Origin of the sequence: Exiguobacterium sp. KKBO11 (assembly GCF_001644945.1) — a bacterium.
Lineage (GTDB): Bacteria > Bacillota > Bacilli > Exiguobacteriales > Exiguobacteriaceae > Exiguobacterium_A > Exiguobacterium_A abrahamii.
Genome location: NZ_LUCU01000022.1, coordinates 439,861 through 463,290, shown reverse-complemented (window position 1 = coordinate 463,290; position 23,430 = coordinate 439,861). Strand labels below are relative to the sequence as shown.

The following is a 23,430-nucleotide window of genomic DNA, read 5'->3' as shown; positions in this document are numbered from 1 at the left end:
AAAAAAAGGACAAAGGTGCATTGACCTTTGTCCTTTTGACTGTCATTTATTACGACACGTGTCGTTGCTCCTGAGAGGAATGTGCCAATAGCTGGCGAGCCGGTTGCCACATCAACAAGGAGAGGGCTCCTGCGAGCGCATAGACAAGCTCGATCGCAAACACATCGGCAAGCCATCCGAACAGCAGACTACCGAGACAGAAGCAGAGTGCATACACGGTTTGTTGCACGCTATAGACATACGGTAACCGTTCGAGTGGTGTCGTCGTCTGCAACAACGTATTAATCTCGATCGCCCGGACCTGACTTGCGAACCCTTGGATCAAACAAGCGATCACGGCAAGTGTGACGATTGGAGCGAAAGCAAACAAGAAGGTCGCAACAATCGAAAAGGCGATACTACAATAAAGCAACGAACGCGTTCCACGACGACGTAACATCATGTAACTACCGGCGATCATGCTCAGCAGATAGAAGGCATTTAGAATGCCCCACCAGCGTTCCGATAGCTGGAAATGTGTATCGATATAGACGAGGAACAGAGCAGAAATCCAAGCCGTACTGATGAACGCATCGATTCCGACGAGATACGTGTTGGCTTTCGCGAATGGATGCGCTCGCGTGTAGCGAATACTCGACCGGAAGGAGACGTCTTCCCCTTCCATCGAAGGGTCGGGTAGAGAGCGGACGCTTCGATAGAACAGATAGCTGATGAGACTCGCACCTAAAAACAGACCGGCCGAGACGGACAAGACGGAAAGCGGCGATAACCAGCTGACCAGAATGGCGCCGAGCGGCCACATGATGAGCTGAATCACTTGATTCGAACCTTGTACGAGACTGTTAGCCTTTTGGACATCCTGACACAGTCGAGGGATGAAGGCACTTTCGATCGGACGAGCAAATCCGTCGAAGAAAGCGATACATCCAACGAGTGCGAGGATAAGTGGCAGTGGTAAATCAAGTCCCCAGATGATGCCTAAGAGAATCGTCTTGAGGAGTTGACTGCCGAACAACAAGGAGGCATGGGGAACACGTTGAGCGACTTGGGCGAATAAGAAGCCGCTTCCTGTCATGCCTGCTGTGACGAGAACGGGAAACAGGGCAGCGAGACTCGCTTGCCCTGTCGTTTGATAGATCATCGCGATCAGGGAGACGATATAGAGCGCATCTCCCGCATTCGCAATCCATTGACTGACCAATAAAAGCGTAAACCGGTTCATTCTGAATGACCTCCATATCGTACGTATTTAGTTAGGAGTGAGAATTCAGAATGACTTACATTGGACGCCCTCATTTCATGTTTTTTTCTAGTGTAAGAGGAAAAAAATGGATTGTCAATCAGAATCGTGACGGGAGTTCCGGGCAACGAGTGTAAAGGGATCGACCATCGACGTCGCAGCGGCTTCGTCTTGAGCACGAGATGCCGATAGCTTGATTGGTTTTAGTTGCTGGCGGAAGCGGAAAGCCCGTTCGAGTCGACTCATGAATAGATTGCTGAAAAAGACGACTAATGCTAGCCCAATCAGTGGAACAAGGAACATATGATTGAGCCAAGACGTCGCTGAAAACTGGTTATAGTAATAACCGAACATCGAGGACCACTCAAAAATCGTTGGGGCAGTTCCTACATGTAAATTAACCGTTCCAGCGAAGAAAATTTTGAAAAGTGATAAGTGAACGAGTAACATCAACGTTTGGATGAACTGTTGCATAAAAACGATTGTCAACGTTGGAACAAGATGTGGCCAAATGTGGCGTCTGAACCGATGCCACGGACTGCCACCAAGCGTCTGGGCGACAATCATGAACTCTTGACTAAGTAACTGACGGGTCTCAGCAATCAGATAAAGCGATAAAGAGGGGAGACCAAGCAAAATCAAGACGATCAACTCGAACGATACACGGTCGAACAACGGTGGGATAGCAGTCGAATCAAAGAACGTAAGTGATGGAAGCAAAAGGAGCAACGCGACAAGAGAGAGCGGTAAAACTAAAAATCCATCAAGAATAAGTTTTAAGTATCGATTGACGCGAGCACTTCTAAAAGCTAGCGGAATCGCAATCACTAGCGAAAGAAACATTCGACCGAGCGCAACAATCATACAAATACCGGCTGTCCATTTAAATCCTTCAATCATCAATTGAAAGAGGTCATAGCCAGAGCGGTCTGTACCGAGCCATTGATCACTTGATGGTTTTAGTGGTGACGTCGCAAGGAACGTACCGTCTTCAGCATACCGGTTCGAGATTTGATCGACTTGACCATCACGAAAGATCGTATTTCCAAAACTAAGGAGCAGTAAACCAGTGAGTAAAAATAAACATAGCCAGAAGACAGGATCTCGCATCAAAGTACGACGCATCAAATCCCCCCTTTCCAGGCGTTAGGAATAAGCCATTCTGCCAACAAATCAATGATGAAAATCGGTAGATAGATTAAGAACAAGATGACCATCAAAATCGGCATTTGTCCATTATAAAAGACGAACCGGAACATACCTTGCACTTCGAACGTGTATTCAATGATCACGAGACTCGATAAGACCGTAATGATGTTCGCTCGGAAAAACAGATAAAACCGATAGATCATTGTTGGAATCAAGTGTTTCCAGAAAAGAGCGGCAGGACGAATGCCTTTAGCCCGTGCGAGTTCAAGAAAAGGAGCAGCTTCCTGTTCGAGTACTTGCGTCGTCAACCATTTGATGAAGAAGAATAGTGTTGTCAACGTTAGGGTAAGAATCGGTAAAAAACGAATGTACTCAGCATAGGATCCCGCAATTTCGATTTTGTCATACCCGGTCGTTTTAAACAGATAAAGGACAAGGAATTGTGAAAGAATGATCCAGAACAGATCCGGAACCATCTCAAGCGTCCGCGTTGTCTGTTTCAGCATCATGCGTGTTTTGCGGCCACTCCGATAAAACAAATAAGCATAAAAAATCGCACACACAGCGGAGACCAGCATAGCTGTCGTAAAGATGATTAACGTCTCTTTAATAAAGGGACTGATGGTAGGAAGCAATAAGAACTCCTTTTGAGCGGTTACGTTGAAATAGGTAATCTCATCAAGTTTCGTTAATTGAGCAAATTGCTGTTTCAGACCTTCCCAGTAGCTTGCTGGGTTGAATTTCATTTGCGCAACGAGTGCTGGAAGGGCGCTGATCGCAATCAAGACAAAAAAAGCCACGATGAGCTGAATTGATTTTCGGGCGATAAAAAACATGAAGGGAAAAACTCCTTTCTTTGGATCCTCAACCGATGGCGAGGATTCGGTCATTGCCAATTTGGATCAACTGACTGTTCATATGTTTCCGGCGCAGTACGTAGCGTTCGAACTGTTGCGTTGCGATGAACGAATCACGCGTCGAGACCGTCGAGAGCGTCATCAGGACATGTTTTAATTGTGGTTGTCCTTCTTGTAATGAGAGATGTGTCATTCGGTTCGCTCCGTCGAGTCGATTGAGGAATAGTTCGATTTTACAGCCTTCCTTGATTAATTCACTGATCAGGAATGCGGCTTGTTCAATGAACGTCTCAAATTGTTGATGGAGACCGTAACCGCTCGGGGCTGATAAATTCAAGGCAATCGTAAACGTATCCTGATTGCTTGTTTCGAACACTTTCGCCTGCAGGCGACCGGTCTTCGCCGTCGCATACCAATCGATCTCTTTTGACGGTTCCGCCGTATAAGGTTTTGCACCAAGTTGAACGAGTTTGTTCTTGAGCGGTGAGTAGCGGTCCGGTCGATCGCCGATCCGTAAACGCTGTAAAAGCAATGGCGTCGCTTGCGCCGTCAAGGACGGTAAGACTGTAAACGACGGATACGTATCGAACGTAAAGAGATAGACACCCATCTTCCACGGCAGGCGAATCGTCAAGATGATTTCATCGAACTCGGCTGGTCCGCGGCGAACCGTCTGAATCGGAATCGTCACTGCGTCTTCAGAGTCAATCACTGCATGAAACGTCGCCGGATGTAGTGGGTCCATCTCCGGGAAAATGACTCCGCCATCAGTGTGCAAACGAAGTGTCGCTTCGAGTCCGAGTTGACTCAAGGATTCGACGCCGAAGACTTGTAAATGGAGTGATGTCTGTTCCTGGTTGAACATCAATGATTCATAATGTTTCCATTCGATTGCCACGTCCCGTCGGAGCTGCTTTTCTGTTCGCCCAACGACGAAATGAATCGTCGCTAAGGCTGCGAACAGAAAACCGAGGACGGAAAGACGTGGAATGAAAAGAAAGATGAACGTCATCGTGACGTACAGTGGAAAGAGTCGACGTTCAAGCCAAAACGGGACGGAACGTTCAATCTGCATGATTCGTCACCCCATCTCGACCGGAACCGGCACGTCGTCAAGAATATGCGTCAAGACAGCCGCTTTCGTCGTCTTGATTCCACCTTCAAGTGTCAGTGTCAGGCGATGGGACAGGACGTGTTTTGCAAGATATTTGATATCTTCCGGGATGATGAAGTCGCGTTGATTCAAGAACGCGTAGCTTTGCGAGGCGCGAAGTAATGCAATCGCTCCACGCGGACTGACGCCGACTTCAATGAGTTCATGGTTTCGTGTCGCTTGAACGATGTGTAATAGATAATCGAGCACGTCTTGTGATGCATGGACGCGGCGTGCCTCTTCCTGCCAGGAAATCAAGTCACCGCCTGACGCGATGCCGACAGCTGACCGACGGACGTTCGTCAGAATCTCAGACAATAAGCGCCGTTCGTTCTCGAAATCCGGATAACCGACTTCAATTGCGACCATGAACCGGTCGAGTTGGGCGTCCGGTAGTGGGAACGTTCCTGCCGATTCAATCGGGTTTTGTGTCGCGATGACGAAAAATGGGGCTGGCATCTGATAGGTCGTTCCACCGATCGAGACTTGACGTTCTTCCATCGCTTCGAGCAATGCCGATTGTGTCCGCGGAACAGCACGGTTGATCTCATCAATCAAGACGACGTTCGCGAACAATGGACCGCGTTTATTCTCGAACTCCTGTGTCTTTAAGTTGAAGAAGTCCGAACCGATGACATCGGACGGAAGCAAATCCGCCGTAAACTGGATACGCGAGAAGGCACTTTCAAAGCTCTGAGCGAGCGCTTTGGCGAGCATCGTTTTCCCTGTTCCCGGTACATCTTCTAATAGAATATGTCCTTCTGCGATGAGTGCCGTCAGACAAAGATCAATGACGTCCGGTTTACCGAGATAGATGGAATTGAGTTGGTCTTTTAATTGTTGTAGTTTCATAGGAAATCCCTCCAAGTTCAAATGGTTGAGTAGCGTGCTAATTGTTGTTCGAAACGTAGAATCTCATCGTTCGTGACGATTGTTTCCGACATATCTCCGTATCGAATATTCCGATATAACTGAAAATCGACAGGGACCTCAATCCGACGTAACCAGTCTTCAAGCGTTTCGTTCGGACGACGTTGCTGACTGCGCGGTAAGTGTTGCTCAAAGCGGATGACAAGATCACGGACACGTGAAGACGAATACGATGCATACAGATAAGGCGATTTTCTTAAAGAAGCAGGACGAAAGATCGACTGAGCGAATGGAACGTCATCCGTTACGTCTCCTGTAGGAATGCGCCGTTTTTTCACGCGACGCGACTGAACGAGTTTCCAGACCATGAAACTAAATAAGCTGATTAAAATGACATATTGTAGATAAGAAAAGGGGGAGTCAGAGGCATCCGCTTTAAGGGATTTCCAGAGCTCTTTTGGACCAGGTCGTGGATCGATCGGTTCAAAAGGCATCTTGCCTTTTGTGTTAGTAGGTGAGTGACCGTTTTTAAAACTAATTTCGCCGTTCGCTTCAGTTTCTGCAATCGAAGGCTTTTTAAAAGGATCCGGCATGATGTAATGCGTGTAAATATACGTCGCGGTAGTTTGAAACAAGAACAGACCAATCAAAATGACACCAAGCGACATGATAAAGCGTTGCCGTAACACAAGCGATCCTCCTTCCTGTTTTTTAAGGAAAAAATATCCATATGTACTTAGGAAGATTTTAGCACACACGCTTAACAAATAAAAACAATTTTCTGAAAATAAAGACAAGGTGAGACGATTCATTTTCAAGTGGTGAGGGTATGATGGAATCAGTGGATCTTGAAAGAGAAAGGGTGTTTTGTATGAAATTGATTATTTTTGGAGCGACGGGTCAAACGGGGCAAGAACTGGTCAAGCAAGCGATTGATCACGGGCATGAGGTCACAGCATTTGTCCGCAGTCCGGAAAAACTGACACTACGTGACGAACGGTTACACGTCGTTAAAGGCGACGTGCTCGATCAAGAAGCGGTGACGGCTGCTGTTGCCGGGCAAGAGGCTGTCCTGACGGCTCTTGGCACAGAGAGTCTTGCATACAGCGGCTTTTTAGAACGGAGTCTCGTCCGGATCGTGACAGCGATGAAAAAGCAGGGCGTAGACCGAATTGGTTATGTCGCGTCTGCCGGTGTTGATGATGAATTACCGGGTGTACAAGGAATGCTCGCTCAGCGGATTCTGAAAAATCCACTGAAGGATCACCGCCAAGCGATCGCGCTTTTGCAACAAGCGGATTTGAACTATACGGTGGTCCGACCACTCCGTTTACTGAACGGTCCGTTGACGGGGCTTTATCGTCAAGCAGATACAGGTGTTCCGGAAGATGCAAAACAAATCAATCGCGCAGATGTGGCGCATTTCCTCTTACAAGCAATCGAGACAGAAGATCATATCAAATCGAGTGTCGGTCTCGCTGAATGAAGAAGAAAGGTCTCTCCCGTCATACGGAAGAGACCTTTTTGATTGCTTATTGTTGACGATAGACGGAGACCGAACCACCATTGACGAAGAATTGACCGTAGCCATCTTGGTTGATCGTGACCGATGCTGTGTTGTTTCCAGTGATGTCTGTCCAGACTTCTCCTTTGTTCTGAAGCCCGACGTACATCCACTTGCTACCGCCAGGACCATCCGAAAGGATTGTCGCAAGACCTGATTTTGCCCGGTCTGAGACACCTTCACGTGTCCAACCGATGATGTCTTGGTTATCAAGGTAATCATTTTGTTTCCCGAACGCGAAGTCCTTCCGTGCTTTGAGTAACGGATCAATCTTCGAAGCGAGTGCTGGAATTTCGCGATTCGACGTACCCTTTGTACCATAGTAGTCACCATAGAAGACCGACGGATACCCTTGTTCACGTGTCAGGATCATCGCGTAAGCAAGCGGTTTGAACCATGACTGAACCGTTGATTCAAGCGATTGTCCAGGCTGCGAATCATGGTTCTCTACGAGTGTGACGGCTTGGACTGGATTGCTCTTGACGAGAGTACCATCAAAGATCGTCCGCATGTCGTAATAACCGCCGCCTTTACTTGCCTGTTCGAACTTATAATGAAGCGGCGCATCAAAGACGGATTGTTGATAATTCGTCCGGCTTAAGTAGTTTTGCAACGTGCCGAGATCGTTCTGCCAGTACTCTGCGACTGTAAACAATGGTTTGCCCGTCGTCTGACGAACGTTCGCAAGCCAGTCCGCTAAGTAACCGTGTTTGATATGCTTGACGGCATCGAGACGGAACCCATCAAGACCAAGTTCGTTGACGTACCATTTACCCCAGTTCTTCATTTCTTGCTGGACTTCTGGATGATCGAAGTCGAGATCCGCATACATCAAGTAATCGTAGTTGCCATTTTCACCTGAGACATCCGTATCCCACGCTTTACCGGTACCGCGGAACTTGTAGATGGCACTCTTAGAACGCGATTGATCCCAGTCCGTGCCGTCGAAGTGATACCATTTCCATTTGAAGTTCGAGTAGAGGTTATTTCGTGCTGCAAAATTGAAGCCCGTCCATGCCTGGATTTGATAATCGCCCGAGACTTCCTGATTGCGGTTACCCGGATTGACTTCGACTGCCGTGACGGCTTCCGTGAAATCGGCGCCACCTTTATGGTTCATGACGACATCGCCATAGACATCGATTCCGGCGGTATGCAATTGTCCGATCGCCGTTTTTAATTGCGCCTTTGTGCCGTATTTCGTACGGACCGTTCCTTTTTGGTTGAACTCACCTAAATCGTACAAATCATAGGCGCCGTACCCGACATCATTTTGCGAGGTACCTTTGTAAGCAGGGGGAATCCAGACCGATGTGATCCCGAGCTGATCGAGCTTTGTTGCGTCACTCCCGAGACGGTTCCAGTGGTTACCGTCATTTGGCACATACCATTCGAAATACTGCATCATCGTTCCGTTGTCTGCCGTTGCGCCGACTGCAATCGGTTGCGCAAGTGGCGCTAAAAAAGCAGCGGATGCGACGGTTGCTAAAATCCATCTTTTTTGTTTCACGTAAAGACCTCCTCATGATTTGTGAAAGCGCTTGCATTATTTATTATAGGGAAGCTTCAGACAGGAGGAATATCGTCCCGGATTCTTATTTGTAAGTCTCTTTTGTTCGTGACTTTTGACCCTAGAATATTTATTCTGAAGAACTATTTTGATGGGATTGACGTCATGAATGAAAAAAATCAGGACCATCTAACCGTTGCCTTTCGATGAATATTCTGAACGATGAATCATCCTCAAAAAACCAGGTCTATCGTCCATCTTCCACCAGGAATGGATTCGGTGTGAAAATGAGCGTGTAACATCCGCTTTCATACATACCATTTAAGGGGGAACACACATGAACTGGAAGTCAAAGGTCACAGGTGCGCTTGCTGCAACACTTGCGCTCGGGTCAATCGTCTTTACACCGGTCACAGCAAAAACAGTTGATCCAAAACAAGTTTCAGCAGGTCCGCAGATGGTTACATCACAATCGACGATCGATGCGTACTATTTACCAGCAGCGGGGAAGACAGGGGCAGCGTTGAAGGCATCGCTGCACGATATCATCGATAATCATACACAAGTGTCATACGACACGGTATGGACAGCACTGAAAGAAACGGATCAAGATCCAAATAATGCGAATAACGTCATCGAGTTATACACGGGGAAATCGATTGCGAAAAGTAACAACGGTGGGAATGTCGGTCAATGGAATCGTGAACATGTCTGGGCAAAGTCGCACGGTGACTTTGGTACGACGAACGGTCCTGGAACAGACTTGCATCACTTGCGTCCGGAAGATGTCGTCGTCAACAGCGCACGTGGGAATTTAGATTTCGATAATGGCGGTACGAAATACAGTGGATGTGATTGCTATCGCGATAGCGATTCGTGGGAACCACCGAACCGTGTCAAAGGTGACATCGCGCGGATGATCTTCTACATGGCGGTTCGTTATGAAGGTGGCGGAGAAATCGATCTCGAAGCTTCAGAAAACGTCAATAATGGTACGAACCCGTTACATGGCAAATTGTCGACGCTGAAAGCATGGAATAAGCTTGACCCAGTTGATAGCTTCGAGAAACGTCGCAACGATGTCATCTTTGAGAAGTGGCAAAAGAACCGGAATCCATTCATCGATCATCCGGAATACGTAACATCAATTTGGGGAAATTGATGACGAGTCAGTAAATTAGGAAAGGGGCTGACTCAACAGTCAGCCTCTACAAAGATAAGGGTGGCAGAATGATGATCTGCCATCCTTATCTTGTAACAAAAAGAATGACGCGTTTCACGCAACTCCTACAAGGAAAAGCGCATCTTTGCGCTGACAGAGACAAATAAGACCCGCTTTCCTGCTTGAATAAAGCAGGAAAACTGGCTTGTGTCTCGCCTGAGGAAAGGGCGTGAAAAGACGCGTCATTCTTTTTTGAGTCAGCCTTTTTTCATTGAGTCCGAACCTGTTATGCTGAAACTTTTTTGGAGAACCATTCGTATTGCCTACCGTAAGCCATTTTTTAGTAGAGAGGTCGTACGGTATGATCAAACGCACGTTTAACAAACGAAACATCAAATGGATGGTCGGTGGGGGACTAGTCGCTTGTGTCGCCTTCTGGTACAGTGTCGGTATTTTCGTCAATAAAGGGGAACGGCCACTCGCTGATGGGTCGTCACCGTATGTCATCGTCCTCGGTGCGGGTGTCAAAGGAGAAAAACCGTCGCAAATCCTACATAACCGGATTCAGGCAGCTGCGGCATATGGGAAACAACATTCAGAAGTCCGCTTCATCTTGAGCGGTGGACAAGGTCCAGATGAAGATATTTCAGAAGCAGAGGCGATGCGTCGCGGGATGCTGGCATCTGGGATTGCTGAAGAGCGGTTGATCCTTGAAGCCGACTCGACATCAACGACGGAAAATCTACAATTTTCAAAAGCGTTGTTGCCAAAGGACGTTCGTCGCGTTTCGATCGTCACGTCAGACTTTCATCTGTACCGTGCGCGACAAGAGGCGAAACAACTTGGTTTACAGACGGATGCGATTCCGGCTGAAACGCCACTTTCAGGAGTCCTTCGATTTGGAATGCGCGAACGCGTTGCGATCGTTGTTCAATTCCTACGCTAAAAACCCCGACATGCTGAACATGTCGGGGAGAAAGAAGAAGTGCATTGAATGATTAGATGCCTTCACCTTTATGTTTTTCCTCAGAAGATTGAGAATCATTTGCTTGTTTGTCGGAAGCATCATGTTCAGCAGGTGGTTCTTCTTTGCCGAGTGCGACATCCTTCGCTTCGACGACTTTATTGCTGATTGCATTCAAGTCACCTTTCGTCTCATTTACTGTCTCTTTCACCGTCGAGGCATCTGATTTCACCGTTTCAAGCTCTGTGTTCACTTTGTCATAGACATTTTGCACGTCAGATGCGACTTCTTGAATGATGCTTGAAGCACTCTTCACTTGATTGATGACTTGTGATGCTTTACCTGACGGATCTTCCTTAATAGAAGAAGCGAGGGTAGAGACGGAATCTTTCGCTCCCCGTAAACTCTGTTTCGTATTTTGGCGAGACGAAGAACTAAGTAGCGTCAATAGACCGCCGACAAGGGCACCGAGCAACATCCCTGTGACGAGATTGATTTGACGACCTGATGATTCTTCCTGATCGAACTGGCGATTCGGATGTTCTGCGTGTGCTGCGTGTGGATCATGTTGAAGCTTCGGTTCCATGATGAACACTCCCTTGAGATAATATTTAACCATGATATGGATATACCCTTGTGAGTGAATAAAAAACATTTAAAAATAACATGTATTTGAAATGAATATAAAAAAGACCATCGTGATATGATGGTCTAAGAGGTTCATTTGTTGGATGAATCATCATCATTTTCGTGACGAAGTTTTCGGTTGATTTCATCATAATCGATTTCGATATCATCTTTGTTGCCTTTGTAGCCATATCCTTTCGAAATGACGATGATCGAAGCGACCAAGACGAATACGATGATGAGAATGGAGACGACATATAACCACATAGTCCACTCCTCCTTTCGTTCACTTTCTAGTATGACGGAAAACGCAGCTTCCGTCTAAACGAAATTGTAGGTTGTGTGCTAAACTGATGTCAGATAAACATGTTAAACGGAACGAGGTGACGGCGTATGAGTATTTTGGTCGTAGATGATGAGTTAACGAATTTAATGCTCCTAGAGCGATTGTTAGAAAATGAAGGCTATGACGTCGTCAAGGCGATGAGTGGGGAAGAAGCAATCGAATTGATGGAGGATCCGTTATTCATCGAACAGTTGGACGTCGTTCTTCTCGACGTCGAAATGCCGGGAATCAGCGGAATCGAGGCGACACGTTTGATTCGAAAACGGTTTGGTCTTGATGAATTACCGATTCTGATCGTTTCCGGGCGATCAAACGAAGAAGATATCGTTGATGGACTGAATGCAGGAGCATCGGATTATACGACGAAACCGATCCGTAAAACGGAATTGCTCGCGCGAGTTCGTAACGCGATTGGTCTGAAGCAAGCAATCGATGCGCGAAAACGATATGAAAAAGTATTACAGGAAGACTTTGATTTGGCGCAAAAACTGCAACAGAGTGTGCTCAGTGCGAATATCGAAGACGATGAGATCCGCATCATGGCGACGTATATCCCTTCTAAAAAGCTCGCGGGAGATATGTACGCCTGGTACCGCATCTCTCAGAATAAATACGGCATCATCTTGTTTGACGTCATGGGACACGGTGTCTCTTCTGCGCTGATCACGATGGGAATGAGTTCGATTTTGTTCGAACTCGTGCACCGGATTGGTGATCCAGCACAAGTACTTGAAGAATTGAATCAGCAGATGAGTCGTTTGTTCCCGGGAGACGAGACAGAAATCTATTTCACTGCCGTTTACCTCTACATCGACCTAGATGAGATGAAGCTCAGCTATGCGAACGCAGGGCACCCACCTGGTTTGTTACGCATGAATGATCAAATCATTCCGCTTGAGAATACGGGACTTCCTGTCGGTATGTTCGAAGACTCGACGTATTCGAGCAAGACGATCGACATCGTCTCACCAGGGTGTGTTTACCTGTACACGGATGGTTTCATGGAACTCTACAGTAAAGGCATTGATGAAGGAATCCATGCCATCCAGAATCTGATCGAACAACAAGGACCGAACATCCATCAGTTGATTCAACCGGATCAGAGCGATGAAGCGGATGACCTATGTCTCGTGACGGTCGAAATCAATTAACCTGTAAATGAAAAGACTCAGCGACGGAAGCACCGTCGCTGAGTCTTTTTTGAGTCATACAAGCTCTGAATCTACTTGGACTAAAAGAACCTTCTCCGCCATAAGATGAAGGCGGCAAGACCAGAGAAGAAGATCATCATACCGAAAACAATCCAGAATCCGATGACTTCTCCTTCCCATGGAACGTGAACGTTCATCCCGAACATCCCGGAAATCATCGTCGGAATCGAGATGACAATCGTAATCGAGGCAAGGAACTTCATGACGAAGTTGACGTTGTTCGAGATGACAGAACCAAACGTATCCATCGTCGAACTGATGATGTCCTTATAGATTTGAGCCATCTCCATCGCTTGTCGGTGTTCGACGAAGACGTCTTCGAGTAAATCTTCATCATCTTCATGTTTCTCAAGACTCGGTGTCTTAATGATTCGGTCGAGCACACCATCGTTCGATTTCAAGGACGTCATGAAATAGACCAATGATTTTTGAAGGTTCATCAATTGAAAGATTTCTTGATTTCGCATCGAACGTTGAAGTTCTTCCTCAAGTTCGTCCATACGACGATCGATTTGGCGTAGGAAACGTAAATACGAGGAACTGACTTTATAGAGAATCTGGAATACGAAGCGCGATCGGTAATTCGTCCGGAATCCTCGCAACTTACCACTCGAGAATAACGTCAGGACATCGAGCTGTTGCGAACAAACGGTGATGAAATGACGGGATGTCACGATGATACCGAGCGGAATCGTATTATAACGGCGTCCTGATGATTCTTCTTCGATGTAGGGAACGTCGACGATCATCAGTAGACCTTCTTCATCTTTTTCAAAACGTGGTTTTTCTTCCACGTCCAAAGGGTCATAAATGAAATCCTCTGGAATATTCGTAGCAGCGATGACTTGGTCGGCTTCGTCCTTTGTCGGATTGACAAGATGGATCCAGGAACCCTTCGTGAACTCCTGTATCTCGTTGACTGCCCCGGTGACATCGCTTCGATAAATCGTCAACATATTGTCTATCCCTCCTGCTCTTCACTGTCTCATTATAGAAATAGAAACGATGGCGTGTAAATGATTCTCCGATTTTTTTTTACGAAGATTAGTGATAAGATGAAAACAGAGGAGGGGAAGACATGCCTTTTTTTAATGCTAAGAAGCTCGAAGAACTTCAATCGATCGCGGGTGGGGATCACGCGTTCCTTCAAAAAATCGGAGAAACGTATATCGCGCAGTTCGATCGAAAGTTTCCTGAACTAAAAGATGCCGTCGCCAAGCAAGATGCTGAGCAAACTGAAAAGCTCGCTCACTTGCTAAAAGGTGCTTCCTATTCCGTTGCCGCTGATGATTTAGCTGATGATTTCGAACTGCTTGAAAAAGAAGCAGAATCTGGTTCAATGACCGGAACACAAGAAATCGTCGATCGGATTGAGCAATGCATGGTGGAATTCCGTGTCGTCTGGCTCGATGTGTTTACTGGAAAAAATATTGACGCCCTGCGTTGAGTAATCGAATAGATCAAAAAAGCCGACATGCTGTCGGCTTTTTTTCTTATAAGACGTATGAATCGACCGTTTCGATCAAACGACCGATTTCCGGTTTCGTGATTTGTGCATTGACACCAACGGATTCACCTTTATGGCGTAAATCGTCGGAAATCAAGGAAGAGAAGACGATGATTGGCAATTCCGCATAACGATCATCTTCACGGAGTCGTTTCGTCAAGTGTAGTCCATCCATCTTCGGCATCTCGATATCAGTGATCAAAAGGTCACAGTTGCTTCCATTCTCAAACGCATCAAAAGCTTCCTTACCGTTGATGAACCATTTCAGACCATGGTAACCGGCTTCCTCAAGTGTTTCGATGATCAATGTCCGGAGCATTTCCGAGTCTTCGGCGATCCAGATGACTTTGTCGGACCGGTCACGGGACTGGACGCGACGTCCTTCTTCTCGGGCGAAGATATCCTTGCGTGAGAGCTCAAGTGCGATTTTTTCATAGTCGAGCAAGATGATCATCTTGTCGCCCGTTTTGACGACACCGTTCGTCAGTCCTTCGATGCCACGAGCGAGTTCGTTTGGTGTATCGATCTGTTCCCATGAGATACGACGGATTTCCGTCACGGAATCGACACGCAGGACGCTTTTTTCCCCATTAAATTCACAGATGATCAATCGATCCTCGGTTGCTTCATCGTGTGGAACACCAATGACCGTCGGCAAATCGATGACTGTCATGACTTCGCCACGCAGTTCAATCAATCCTTTGACAGCGTCCGGTGTACCTGGGAGTGGTGTCATCGGGAGCGGAACGATGATTTCCCGAACCTTCATGACGTTGATTCCAAACGTGTATGGTCCGCAATGGAAGATGACGATCTCGAGTTCGTTCGTGCCGGCTTCTAATAAAATATCGTGCTGATTATACATATGGTTGTGCCCCTTTCCATTACCTTCACTTCACTTCTGACTAGTTATCGGCATGCTATGCTAAAAATTCTAGTTCTGAATTGACAAAAAAAGTGTTGTAATCGCTTTCATAATATGTTAAGCAAAAAGTTTGGCATTTGTCAGACCAATTGATTACAATAAGCTATGCAGCCACACACTGAAATGAGAGAGATAAAAATAAATGGAGGTAGAGTGGAATGACTACAGCAACAACCTACACATTTTTACTAGATGGACAATGGCATGAAAGTGAATCAAAAGAGACGATTGAAATCTCTTCACCATATAAAGAGGATCTTGTCGGTCGCGTCCAAGCGATGACAAAACCGGAAGTCGATCGTGCCATCGCTTCAGCGAAAGCGGCACAAGCAGAGTGGGCAAAACAACCAGCGAATAAACGGGCTGAATTGCTTCACGCTTGGGCAAAGGAACTCGAAAAACGTGCGGACGAAATCGGTGAAGTCATCATGCGCGAAGTCGGTAAAGGGCGTGCAGATGGCGTCAAAGAGGTCAAACGGACAGCTGAAATCATTCGCTACACAGCGGAAGAAGGTCTCCGTTTCGACGGTCAGATGATGCAAGGGGATTCGTTCCCTGGTGGTAGCGCGAAAAAAATCGCGGTCATCAAAAAAGCACCACTCGGCGTCGTGCTTGCGATTTCACCGTTCAACTACCCAGTCAACTTGGCAGCGGCGAAACTCGCACCTGCCCTCATGACAGGAAACGCCGTCGTCTTCAAACCAGCAACACAAGGTTCGATCAGCGGCATCTTGATGGTCGAAGCACTCGTCGCAGCAGGTCTTCCAGCTGGACTCGTCAACATCGTCACAGGTCGTGGATCGGTCATCGGTGATTACTTGACGGCTCACCCGGGTATCAACATGATCACATTCACAGGTGGTACAGGCACAGGACAACATTTGTCGCGTCAATCGGCAATGATTCCACTTGTCCTTGAACTTGGTGGAAAAGACCCAGCACTCGTTCTTGAAGATGCGAATCTGTCACTTGCGGCAGATCATATCATCAGTGGGGCGTTCTCTTACTCAGGTCAACGTTGTACAGCAATCAAACGCGTCTTCGTTCTTGATCATCAAGCGGATGCACTCATTGAAGAACTCAAGACACGAATCGCGAAATTGACAGTCGGTTCACCTGAACAAGACAGCGTCGTCGTGCCGCTCATCGATACGAAATCAGCGGACTTCGTCGAAGGCTTGATCACGGACGCAACAGACAAAGGCGCAACGATGGTCACAGGTGGCGGACGTACGGCGAACTTGATCGAACCAACACTTCTTGACAACGTGACACGCGACATGCGCGTTGCTTGGGAAGAGCCGTTCGGACCAGTTCTTCCAATCATCCGTGTCAACTCGGTCGACGAAATGATTGCATACTCAAACGAATCAGAATACGGTCTTCAAGCAAGTGTCTTCACAGAGAATATCGATGCTGCGTTTGCAGTAGCGGATGCGCTTGAAACAGGTTCTGTTCAAATCAATGGTCGGACTGAACGTGGTCCTGACCACTTCCCATTCATCGGTGTGAAATCATCGGGTCTCGGCGTTCAAGGCGTCGGACGTAGCTTAGCTTCGATGACACGCGACAAATTAACAGTCCTCAACTTAAAATAAGTTTCTGACCGACCTTTCAATCTGCGGAAAGGTCGGTTTTTTGTGCATCCATTTCTCGCGCTTTAACGTAAGCTAGAAAACAAATGTCACCCTTTGACGCACAAAGTTTGGCGCTATAGCTTCATTCTCTCTATAATGAAAGAAAATGGACGAGAGAAAAGAGGCGTGTAGGTATGACTGTATCAGACGAAATCATCCCGATTCCGATTCCGACACCATTTCCGGTTGGAGACGTGAACTGCTATGTACTACGTACGGAAGGGGAAAACATTCTCATTGATTGTGGACCGGATACGCTTGAAGCATGGCAAACGATGCAACGGACGCTTGCGCGACATGAACTTCAGGTCGAGGATTTAGATCGTGTCATCGTGACACATCATCATGCGGATCATGCTGGGATGGCACATCGCTTTTCAGAGAAAGGCATTCCCGTCTATGGACATGCGCGATTACGCCCATACTTGGAACAAGACGAGACCTTCTTGAACAACGGGGACGCATTCTTGCGTCGATTGGCGACATCGTTTGGCGTTCCGCTAGCGATTCAAGAGATGTTACCAAGCTATCAATCTGCCTTGAAATGGCTTGGAAAAGGTCAACTTGATTTTACATTAAAAGAAGGCGACGCGATTACGCCGTCTGGGCGATACCGGGTCATCGAACTACCGGGGCATGCAAGTGACCAAATCGGAATACTAAGTGACGATGGTGTGTTGTTCGCGGCTGATCACCTGCTCGACCGGGTCGAGCCGAATCCATTGCTCGAACAACCGCAACCAGGTGATGATGTGCTCGTAAAACGTCCTGTCCTTGCGTACCTGAACTCCTTAGAAAAACTACAAGGTGAACAAATTCGAATCGCGTATACCGGTCATGGTGCTCCGATTCGGGATGTCGCGGCGCTCGTCGAAGAACGATTGATGCAACGCAAGGCGCGTGGTGATCAGCTCTTGAAGTATTTTACGGGAGAACATACGTTATTCGAATTAGCACAAGTGACGTATGGAAACCGATTAAAAAAATCATTCCCGCTCGTCATGAGTGAGATGAAAGCACGGCTCGACACACTCGTCGCGCGTAAAACAATTCAAGTTGAGAAGCGCGAAGGCATCCTCTACTATTCAAAAACGGAGGAAGTCTAATGCAACTCATCAATCGGACGATCGTCATCACGGGTGCTTCGAGTGGACTCGGCGAAGCGTTGGCACGAGCCTTGCATAAAGAAGGCGCAAACTTGATTTTAATTGCACGACGCGAGGATCGATTACAAACGTTAGCATTTGAACTCCAGGCAGACTACCTGGTCTACGATTTGGAAAAGGCGCCTGAAATTCTTGCAAAAACACTCGCAAATCGTTATGGACGGATTGATATTTTGATTAATAACGCAGGTTTCGGGGAATTCAGCTTCTTAGACGATACCTCGATTGAAACGATTGAGTCGATGCACCGGATCAACGTCTTAAGTCCCGTTCGCTTAACGAAGGCATGTCTGCCATTACTCAAAGAAGGTGGCATGATCGTCAACGTGGCCAGTCAGGCGGGGAAGTTGCCGACACCGAAATCAACGATCTATTGCATGACGAAAGCTGCGATGTTGCAGTTTTCGAACGCGTTACGTCTGGAGTTACGTCCAAAAGGCATCCACGTCATGACGGTCAATCCAGGACCGATCGCGACAGAATTTTTTGTCCGTGCGGATGTCGACCGGAAGTATGAGCAAAATGTCGCTTCTATCGTCCTATCGAAAGAACGACTAGCTTCGACTGTCGTCCGAGCAATAGAGCGGCGTAAACGTGAAGTCAATGCACCATGGTGGATGGAGCTATCGGCAAAAGGGTACGGCGTGATGCCACGGTTGATCGAGTGGTTAGGAAAACCGGGCTTCGATAAAAAGTGATGACGGAGGAGAACGACAAATGAAAACAAAGGTAATCAGCTTTCTTGCCCTAGGTACGCTGCTCGCAGGCTGTGGAACACCGGATGCGACACCGGAACCGAAGAATGTCTTAGGGACTTCTTATCAGACGATCGAAAAAGAAGCGGAAAAGTCAACGGTTCGGATGTATATGTGGGGCGGCGATGACGGCATCAATGCCTACATCGATGAATACGTAGCACCGCGTCTGAAGAAGGAACACAACATCACGTTAGAACGGGTCCCGATCGAGACGGCGGATATCATTCAAAAACTGCGTGCTGAGAAACAGGCAGGTAAGGAAAAAGGTGTCATCGATGTCGTCTGGATCAATGGCGATAATTTTTTAAATGCTAAAAAAGATGATTTACTGTATGGAGAAATCACAAAAGTCCTCCCGAACATGAAATATGTTGATGCTGCCGCACAGAGTTCAGATAGTGGTACGAAAACAGACAGACTTGAAGCCGCATGGGGGAAAGTTCAATATACGTTGCACTATGACGCAGCTGACGTGAAGTCGCCACCAACCGACTTGAAAGCACTGAAGTCATGGGTCAAGGAAAATCCAGGACGTTTCACTTATCCGGAAGTGACGGACTTTACGGGGAATGCCTTCGTCCGCCACGTCATGTATGGTGTCGAATCGAATGAAACCTTAAAAGACCCGAAAGCAGACTTCAAGAAGACATGGGCTTATTTGAACGAAATCAAACCGTATCTCTGGAAAAAAGGGAAGACCTATCCAAAGACACTTGCCCAACTCGATCAGTTATACGCGAAGGGAGACGTTGATTTCACGATGGGCTTCAACGAACGACGGGCTGAACAAGAAGTGAAGTCAGGAACGTTTCCGAAACAAACACGTCCGATCGTCTTGAAGGATGGATCAATCGCGTCGACGCATTTCCTTTCCGTACCGTTCAACGCACCGAATCCGAAGGGCGCACTCGTTGCGATCAATACGTTGTTATCACCTGAAGCACAGTTGAAAAAGTACGATGCGACGTATTGGGGAGACGGAACGAGTCTTGATTTATCGACACTTGATTCATCAGAACAAAAACAATTCGCTGATGTACCGGCTGCACCGTCGACACCAAAGCCAAGCGTCTTTGAAGGAAAGGTCCGAACGGAACTCGACCCATCCATTTTCGAGATGATCCGTAAGGAATGGCCGTCTCGTGTGGCGCGGTAACGCGTATCCTGCTGCACTCTTGATGGCAGGTATGGTCTTATACGGGTTATGGGTCAGTATCTCGATGACGACATCTGCTGATTACCGCGAGCTACTGACGGATGAGGTCTTTTTAGAGAGTCTAGCCGTCAGCAGTTACGTGGCCATCGTCAGTACGGTGCTCGCGCTGATCATCGGCGTGGTGCTCGCAAGGCTCTTGAGCAGAACACGACTAGCCGCGTTACTTGCGATTCCTTTATTCATCCCTCATCTAGGAGCGGCTTACCTCGCGATCCTCTATTTGAGTGATGTGCCTGTCATCGGACCGCATGAAGGGAATTATTTTAGTGTCATCCTGACGTATCTGTATAAAGAAATTCCGTTCGTGTTTTTTTATCTCTTACCGGTGGTCCGGCGTCTTGATTCGCGTTATCAAGAACTCGGTATGATGCTCGGTTTATCACCAGTGCGCCGATTCTGGCATGCGCGGGGCGTCTTCCTACTCGTTCCGATGCTTGAGGCAGCATTTATCTTGCTTGCCTTCATCCTGTTCGCATATGAGATTCCAGCACTGCTCGGCGTGACCTATCCAAAATTACTTGGCGTCTATGCGTTCGATTTGTATACACAAGGCGATTTATCGGAGCAACCACTCGCTTTTGCAATGAGTGTCGTCTTGACGGGAGGACTCTTCCTCCTGCTATTGCTTATGACTGGTTTGACACGCCCACTGGCAACGAAGATCAGTAGGGGGCGAAGCGAATGATGAAAAAAATCAGTGTGACCGTATTCGTTGTACTCCTGTTCATCGTTCCTTTAGTTGGTTTGATTCCAGGAGAGTGGAATTGGAATCCGCGCCTAGAAGCGACGCTCGGCACGACCGTCGCGATGATTTGTGCCGTCGTATTGTTAAATCATCTCTTCGGATACATGGCAGGAAAAGCGATTGCCTTTCAAACGGGGAAACGGATTCGTATAGCAGAGTTCTTGATTAGTTTGCCGCTGTTCGTTCCCGTGTTATTGCTATCATTCGGTCTCTATTTGACATGGATCCGTCTTGGTTTGGCAGATCGATTTTTTGGTGTCCTGCTCGTGTTGCTTCTGCCGACCTTGCCGTATACGGTTCGCTTGTACACGAACGGATTTCAGGCGCTCGGAGAACGGATGCTTGAACAGATGGTCTTGATTGAGGGGAACCGGTTCAAGCGTTGGTTCTATTTGACGGGACCGATGCTTCGTTCGACGTTACAATCCGTGACGCTACTCGTCACGGTGATCACGATCAGTCAGTATGCACTCGTTGCGTTGATTGGTGGTGGGATCGTCCGCATGATATCACTCGAAGTATTCCCGGCGTATTCTGGTAATTCGCAAGGGGCGGCGCGTCTAGCGACACTCTGGTTGATCGGGTTGCCCATTCTCTTTTATGCTGGACAAGCCGTTATTTTTTCTAGTTGGATACGAATCGTACGGAGGCGTTTAAATGGAAGTCACGATACAACAAGTCAATAAACGATTTGGAACGAAGCATGTGTTGTCTGATATCGATTTAAATATCGCATCTGGACAATGTGTGGCTTTAGTTGGACCGAGTGGTAGTGGGAAAACGACGCTTCTCCGCCTGATTGCGGGTCTCGAACGTGTGACGAGTGGAGTGATTCAGTTCGGTGACCGAGATGTGACTGTTCTTTCACCGAATCAGCGAGGTGTGACGATGATGTTTCAACGGTCGCTGTTGTTCCCACATTTGAACGTCGAACAGAACATCCGTCTCGGTGCCAAACAATTAACACCGATCGAGCTCGAATCCTGGTTACATCGCGTCGGACTCGAGGGAAGAGGAAAAAGTGCTGTTCACGAACTGTCAGGGGGCGAACAGCAGCGGGCAAGTTTAGCTCGTGCGCTGGCGAGTCAACCGGACTTCTTGTTGCTCGATGAACCGTTCTCGAGTCTAGATGTACCGAGACGACGGGAACTACGGACATTGATTCGGAAGTTGACCGAGGAACAAGGTGTCACGACACTCCTTGTCACACACGATCGGGAAGAGGCAATGGCGATGGCGGATATCGTCTATGTCTTAGAACAGGGGCGAATCGTCGATCATGGTACACCGATTACGCTGAGCCAGACTAGCCCGTTTTTTGGCGAAGGCATTCAAATTGAAGAAACATGGCATCCGTTGACGGCAGTCAACTTGGTCTCAAGACCGACGAAGGAGACGGATGAACGTGTTACGATTACGAAAGAACTCATTCAATACGGTGTTCGATTCTACGAAGTCGAACGAGCATCCGGAGAACGACTCGTGCTCTCTTCAGACGAGACGATTCATGAGAAAGAAGGCTATATCGTTAGAAAGGAGGGGTGACATGTTAGATACGCGTGCGCGTAAAATCGTTCAACCCCTGTTTGATCAAGGGGCGACCTTATTTAAGAAAATTGGATTATCGGCGACACAGGTGACGATCATCTCCGGCATCATCGGTGGTGCGACGGGCTTTTTCGTCTATAACGACATGATGGGAACGGCGATTGTCTTGTTGTGGATCTCGGGCATGCTTGATGTCATCGATGGAACGATGGCACGAAAAGAAAAGACGACTCCAATCGGCACGATTCTTGACCTTGTTCTCGACCGGATCGTCGAGCTGTCAGTATTGATTGGTCTTGCGCTTCGGTTTCCGGAAACGCAGGTCGTTATTCTGTTGCTCGTCGCATCATTCGTCATTGGGATGACGATGTTCCTTGCAATCGGAGCGGTCAGTGAAAATTACGGCTACAAGTCGTTTCAATATCAACCGGGACTCGTCGAGCGGACGGAAGGGTTCTTATTCCTAACAGCGATGATCCTGTTCCCAAGCGCTATCATTTGGATCGCAATTGTCTTCTTGATTGCTGAACTCTATACGGTCGGGGAACGATTCCATCAAGCTTCGAAGGTGTTGCGATGAGTGAACAAGAGATGATCATGACCGTGGATCGAGCGGGCAACCTGCTCGGACCTCGTCCACGATCAGAAGTCCACGCAAACGGCTTGTGGCATGAAACGTTTCATTGTTTCGTCTATGATCCAAAGCGGGACGTCGTGTTGCTCCAGCAACGGTCTGAACAAAAGAAGGACTTTCCAGGAATGCTTGATATCACGGCAGCGGGTCACTTGCTTGCGGATGAGACAGTCGAGGATGGTGTCCGGGAACTCGAGGAAGAGATTGGTTTGACATGTACCTTTGATCAATTGATACCGCTTGGCATCCAGGAAGAGGAGTTTCGGGATGCGTCGCTCTGGGACTGTGAGCGATGCCATGTCTTTCTTGCTCGAAGTGATCAAGCGATAGACGCATACGTCCTCCAGGAAACAGAAGTGAAGCGATTGATTGCTTTTTCAATCGAGCAGTTTGAACGAATCGCGGACATGTCCATCGAGCGCATTCAGGACACGACAGGCGAATGGTTCGATCGTCGTCAATTCGTTCCACATCCTTTTTCTTACTGGAGACATGTCCGACAGGGAATCGAGCAATTACGTAAATAGAACGAATGGAAAAGCAATAACGCATGAAGACCTACGATCGAATGTGATTTCGCTCGCAGGTCTTTTTTTAATCGTACATTCGTTCGACGCAAGAGTAGCGAAATTAAGATATAT

General features: G+C 47.5%; 25 protein-coding genes. 14 read left to right on the top strand and 11 right to left on the bottom strand.

Annotated elements, in window-relative coordinates:
* Nucleotides 1–49: 49 nt before the first annotated feature.
* The 6 genes from AYO36_RS09400 to AYO36_RS09375 form a co-directional block, all read right to left on the bottom strand.
* On the bottom strand, nucleotides 50–1,222 hold the full coding sequence (locus AYO36_RS09400) for an MFS transporter (RefSeq protein ID WP_064300254.1): 1,173 nt from the start codon (nucleotides 1,220–1,222) through the stop codon (nucleotides 50–52).
* Between the two features lie 114 nt (nucleotides 1,223–1,336).
* Complete coding sequence (locus tag AYO36_RS09395; protein ID WP_058712917.1) at nucleotides 1,337–2,365, bottom strand: ABC transporter permease subunit; 1,029 nt, start codon at nucleotides 2,363–2,365, stop codon at nucleotides 1,337–1,339.
* Nucleotides 2,365–3,225, bottom strand: a complete 861-nt coding sequence (locus AYO36_RS09390) for an ABC transporter permease subunit (protein ID WP_047390994.1) — start codon at nucleotides 3,223–3,225, stop codon at nucleotides 2,365–2,367. The genes AYO36_RS09395 and AYO36_RS09390 overlap by 1 nt, the downstream gene beginning before the upstream one ends.
* 28 nt (nucleotides 3,226–3,253) lie before the next feature.
* A complete protein-coding gene (locus AYO36_RS09385; protein WP_064300253.1) occupies nucleotides 3,254–4,321 on the bottom strand; it encodes a DUF58 domain-containing protein in 1,068 nt (355 codons plus the stop codon).
* A gap of 6 nt (nucleotides 4,322–4,327) precedes the next feature.
* Complete coding sequence (locus tag AYO36_RS09380) at nucleotides 4,328–5,251, bottom strand: AAA family ATPase (RefSeq protein ID WP_029341157.1); 924 nt, start codon at nucleotides 5,249–5,251, stop codon at nucleotides 4,328–4,330.
* Nucleotides 5,252–5,268: 17 nt separating this feature from the next.
* The gene (locus tag AYO36_RS09375; RefSeq protein ID WP_064300252.1) at nucleotides 5,269–5,958 is read right to left on the bottom strand and encodes a hypothetical protein; all 690 of its coding nucleotides are present in this window, start codon (nucleotides 5,956–5,958) and stop codon (nucleotides 5,269–5,271) included.
* A 182-nt stretch (nucleotides 5,959–6,140) separates the two neighbouring features.
* Here AYO36_RS09375 and AYO36_RS09370 point away from each other — a divergent pair, with 182 nt between their 5' ends.
* Nucleotides 6,141–6,755, top strand: coding sequence for an NAD(P)-dependent oxidoreductase (locus AYO36_RS09370; protein WP_064300251.1), 615 nt, complete (start codon nucleotides 6,141–6,143; stop codon nucleotides 6,753–6,755).
* Nucleotides 6,756–6,801: 46 nt separating this feature from the next.
* Here AYO36_RS09370 and amyS read toward each other — a convergent pair whose 3' ends face one another.
* Nucleotides 6,802–8,343, bottom strand: coding sequence for an alpha-amylase (gene amyS / locus AYO36_RS09365; RefSeq protein WP_064300250.1), 1,542 nt, complete (start codon nucleotides 8,341–8,343; stop codon nucleotides 6,802–6,804).
* A gap of 337 nt (nucleotides 8,344–8,680) precedes the next feature.
* Here amyS and AYO36_RS09360 point away from each other — a divergent pair, with 337 nt between their 5' ends.
* Together AYO36_RS09360 and AYO36_RS09355 are read left to right on the top strand one after the other, a co-directional pair.
* Nucleotides 8,681–9,505, top strand: coding sequence for an endonuclease I family protein (locus AYO36_RS09360; RefSeq protein WP_064300249.1), 825 nt, complete (start codon nucleotides 8,681–8,683; stop codon nucleotides 9,503–9,505).
* 361 nt (nucleotides 9,506–9,866) lie between these two features.
* A complete protein-coding gene (locus AYO36_RS09355) occupies nucleotides 9,867–10,451 on the top strand; it encodes a YdcF family protein (RefSeq protein WP_082874218.1) in 585 nt (194 codons plus the stop codon).
* A 52-nt stretch (nucleotides 10,452–10,503) separates the two neighbouring features.
* On the opposite strand, the gene AYO36_RS09350 is transcribed toward AYO36_RS09355, so the two are convergent.
* Both AYO36_RS09350 and ytzI read right to left on the bottom strand, forming a co-directional pair.
* Nucleotides 10,504–11,055 (bottom strand): hypothetical protein, encoded by a 552-nt coding sequence (locus AYO36_RS09350; protein ID WP_023467655.1) that lies wholly within the window; start codon nucleotides 11,053–11,055, stop codon nucleotides 10,504–10,506.
* A 134-nt stretch (nucleotides 11,056–11,189) separates the two neighbouring features.
* The gene (gene ytzI, locus AYO36_RS16770) at nucleotides 11,190–11,363 is read right to left on the bottom strand and encodes a YtzI protein (protein WP_023467656.1); all 174 of its coding nucleotides are present in this window, start codon (nucleotides 11,361–11,363) and stop codon (nucleotides 11,190–11,192) included.
* Nucleotides 11,364–11,489: 126 nt separating this feature from the next.
* Between ytzI and AYO36_RS09345 the strand changes: the two genes are divergently transcribed.
* Nucleotides 11,490–12,593 carry a PP2C family protein-serine/threonine phosphatase gene (locus AYO36_RS09345; protein ID WP_035408959.1) on the top strand — a complete coding sequence of 368 codons (1,104 nt, stop codon included), beginning with the start codon at nucleotides 11,490–11,492 and terminating at the stop codon, nucleotides 12,591–12,593.
* An 80-nt stretch (nucleotides 12,594–12,673) separates the two neighbouring features.
* On the opposite strand, the gene AYO36_RS09340 is transcribed toward AYO36_RS09345, so the two are convergent.
* On the bottom strand, nucleotides 12,674–13,609 hold the full coding sequence (locus AYO36_RS09340; RefSeq protein WP_023467658.1) for a magnesium transporter CorA family protein: 936 nt from the start codon (nucleotides 13,607–13,609) through the stop codon (nucleotides 12,674–12,676).
* A 122-nt stretch (nucleotides 13,610–13,731) separates the two neighbouring features.
* Here AYO36_RS09340 and AYO36_RS09335 point away from each other — a divergent pair, with 122 nt between their 5' ends.
* Nucleotides 13,732–14,100: an Hpt domain-containing protein gene (locus tag AYO36_RS09335; RefSeq protein WP_064300248.1), complete on the top strand. Its 369-nt coding sequence runs from the start codon at nucleotides 13,732–13,734 to the stop codon at nucleotides 14,098–14,100.
* 46 nt (nucleotides 14,101–14,146) lie between these two features.
* Here AYO36_RS09335 and AYO36_RS09330 read toward each other — a convergent pair whose 3' ends face one another.
* The gene (locus AYO36_RS09330) at nucleotides 14,147–15,025 is read right to left on the bottom strand and encodes a chemotaxis protein CheV (RefSeq protein WP_023467660.1); all 879 of its coding nucleotides are present in this window, start codon (nucleotides 15,023–15,025) and stop codon (nucleotides 14,147–14,149) included.
* A 218-nt stretch (nucleotides 15,026–15,243) separates the two neighbouring features.
* On the opposite strand from AYO36_RS09330, the gene AYO36_RS09325 reads away from it, so the two are divergent.
* The 9 genes from AYO36_RS09325 to AYO36_RS09285 all read left to right on the top strand — a co-directional run bounded on the left by AYO36_RS09325 (nucleotide 15,244) and on the right by AYO36_RS09285 (nucleotide 23,316).
* Nucleotides 15,244–16,683: an NADP-dependent glyceraldehyde-3-phosphate dehydrogenase gene (locus AYO36_RS09325; protein ID WP_064300247.1), complete on the top strand. Its 1,440-nt coding sequence runs from the start codon at nucleotides 15,244–15,246 to the stop codon at nucleotides 16,681–16,683.
* A gap of 173 nt (nucleotides 16,684–16,856) precedes the next feature.
* Nucleotides 16,857–17,828, top strand: a complete 972-nt coding sequence (locus AYO36_RS09320; protein ID WP_064300246.1) for an MBL fold metallo-hydrolase — start codon at nucleotides 16,857–16,859, stop codon at nucleotides 17,826–17,828.
* Entirely contained in the window at nucleotides 17,828–18,586 is a 759-nt protein-coding gene (locus AYO36_RS09315; RefSeq protein WP_064300245.1) for an SDR family NAD(P)-dependent oxidoreductase, read from the top strand. The genes AYO36_RS09320 and AYO36_RS09315 overlap by 1 nt, the downstream gene beginning before the upstream one ends.
* A 19-nt stretch (nucleotides 18,587–18,605) precedes the next feature.
* A complete protein-coding gene (locus AYO36_RS09310; RefSeq protein WP_064300244.1) occupies nucleotides 18,606–19,802 on the top strand; it encodes an ABC transporter substrate-binding protein in 1,197 nt (398 codons plus the stop codon).
* Nucleotides 19,789–20,547, top strand: a complete 759-nt coding sequence (locus AYO36_RS09305; RefSeq protein ID WP_064300243.1) for an ABC transporter permease family protein — start codon at nucleotides 19,789–19,791, stop codon at nucleotides 20,545–20,547. Before AYO36_RS09310 ends, AYO36_RS09305 begins: the two co-directional genes overlap by 14 nt.
* The gene (locus AYO36_RS09300) at nucleotides 20,544–21,293 is read left to right on the top strand and encodes an ABC transporter permease subunit (RefSeq protein ID WP_231884695.1); all 750 of its coding nucleotides are present in this window, start codon (nucleotides 20,544–20,546) and stop codon (nucleotides 21,291–21,293) included. The genes AYO36_RS09305 and AYO36_RS09300 overlap by 4 nt, the downstream gene beginning before the upstream one ends.
* On the top strand, nucleotides 21,265–22,152 hold the full coding sequence (locus AYO36_RS09295) for an ABC transporter ATP-binding protein (protein ID WP_064300242.1): 888 nt from the start codon (nucleotides 21,265–21,267) through the stop codon (nucleotides 22,150–22,152). The genes AYO36_RS09300 and AYO36_RS09295 overlap by 29 nt, the downstream gene beginning before the upstream one ends.
* Before the next feature lies 1 nt (nucleotide 22,153).
* Nucleotides 22,154–22,735, top strand: coding sequence for a CDP-alcohol phosphatidyltransferase family protein (locus tag AYO36_RS09290; RefSeq protein ID WP_023467668.1), 582 nt, complete (start codon nucleotides 22,154–22,156; stop codon nucleotides 22,733–22,735).
* Complete coding sequence (locus AYO36_RS09285; RefSeq protein ID WP_064300241.1) at nucleotides 22,732–23,316, top strand: NUDIX hydrolase; 585 nt, start codon at nucleotides 22,732–22,734, stop codon at nucleotides 23,314–23,316. The genes AYO36_RS09290 and AYO36_RS09285 overlap by 4 nt, the downstream gene beginning before the upstream one ends.
* Nucleotides 23,317–23,430: the final 114 nt, after the last annotated feature.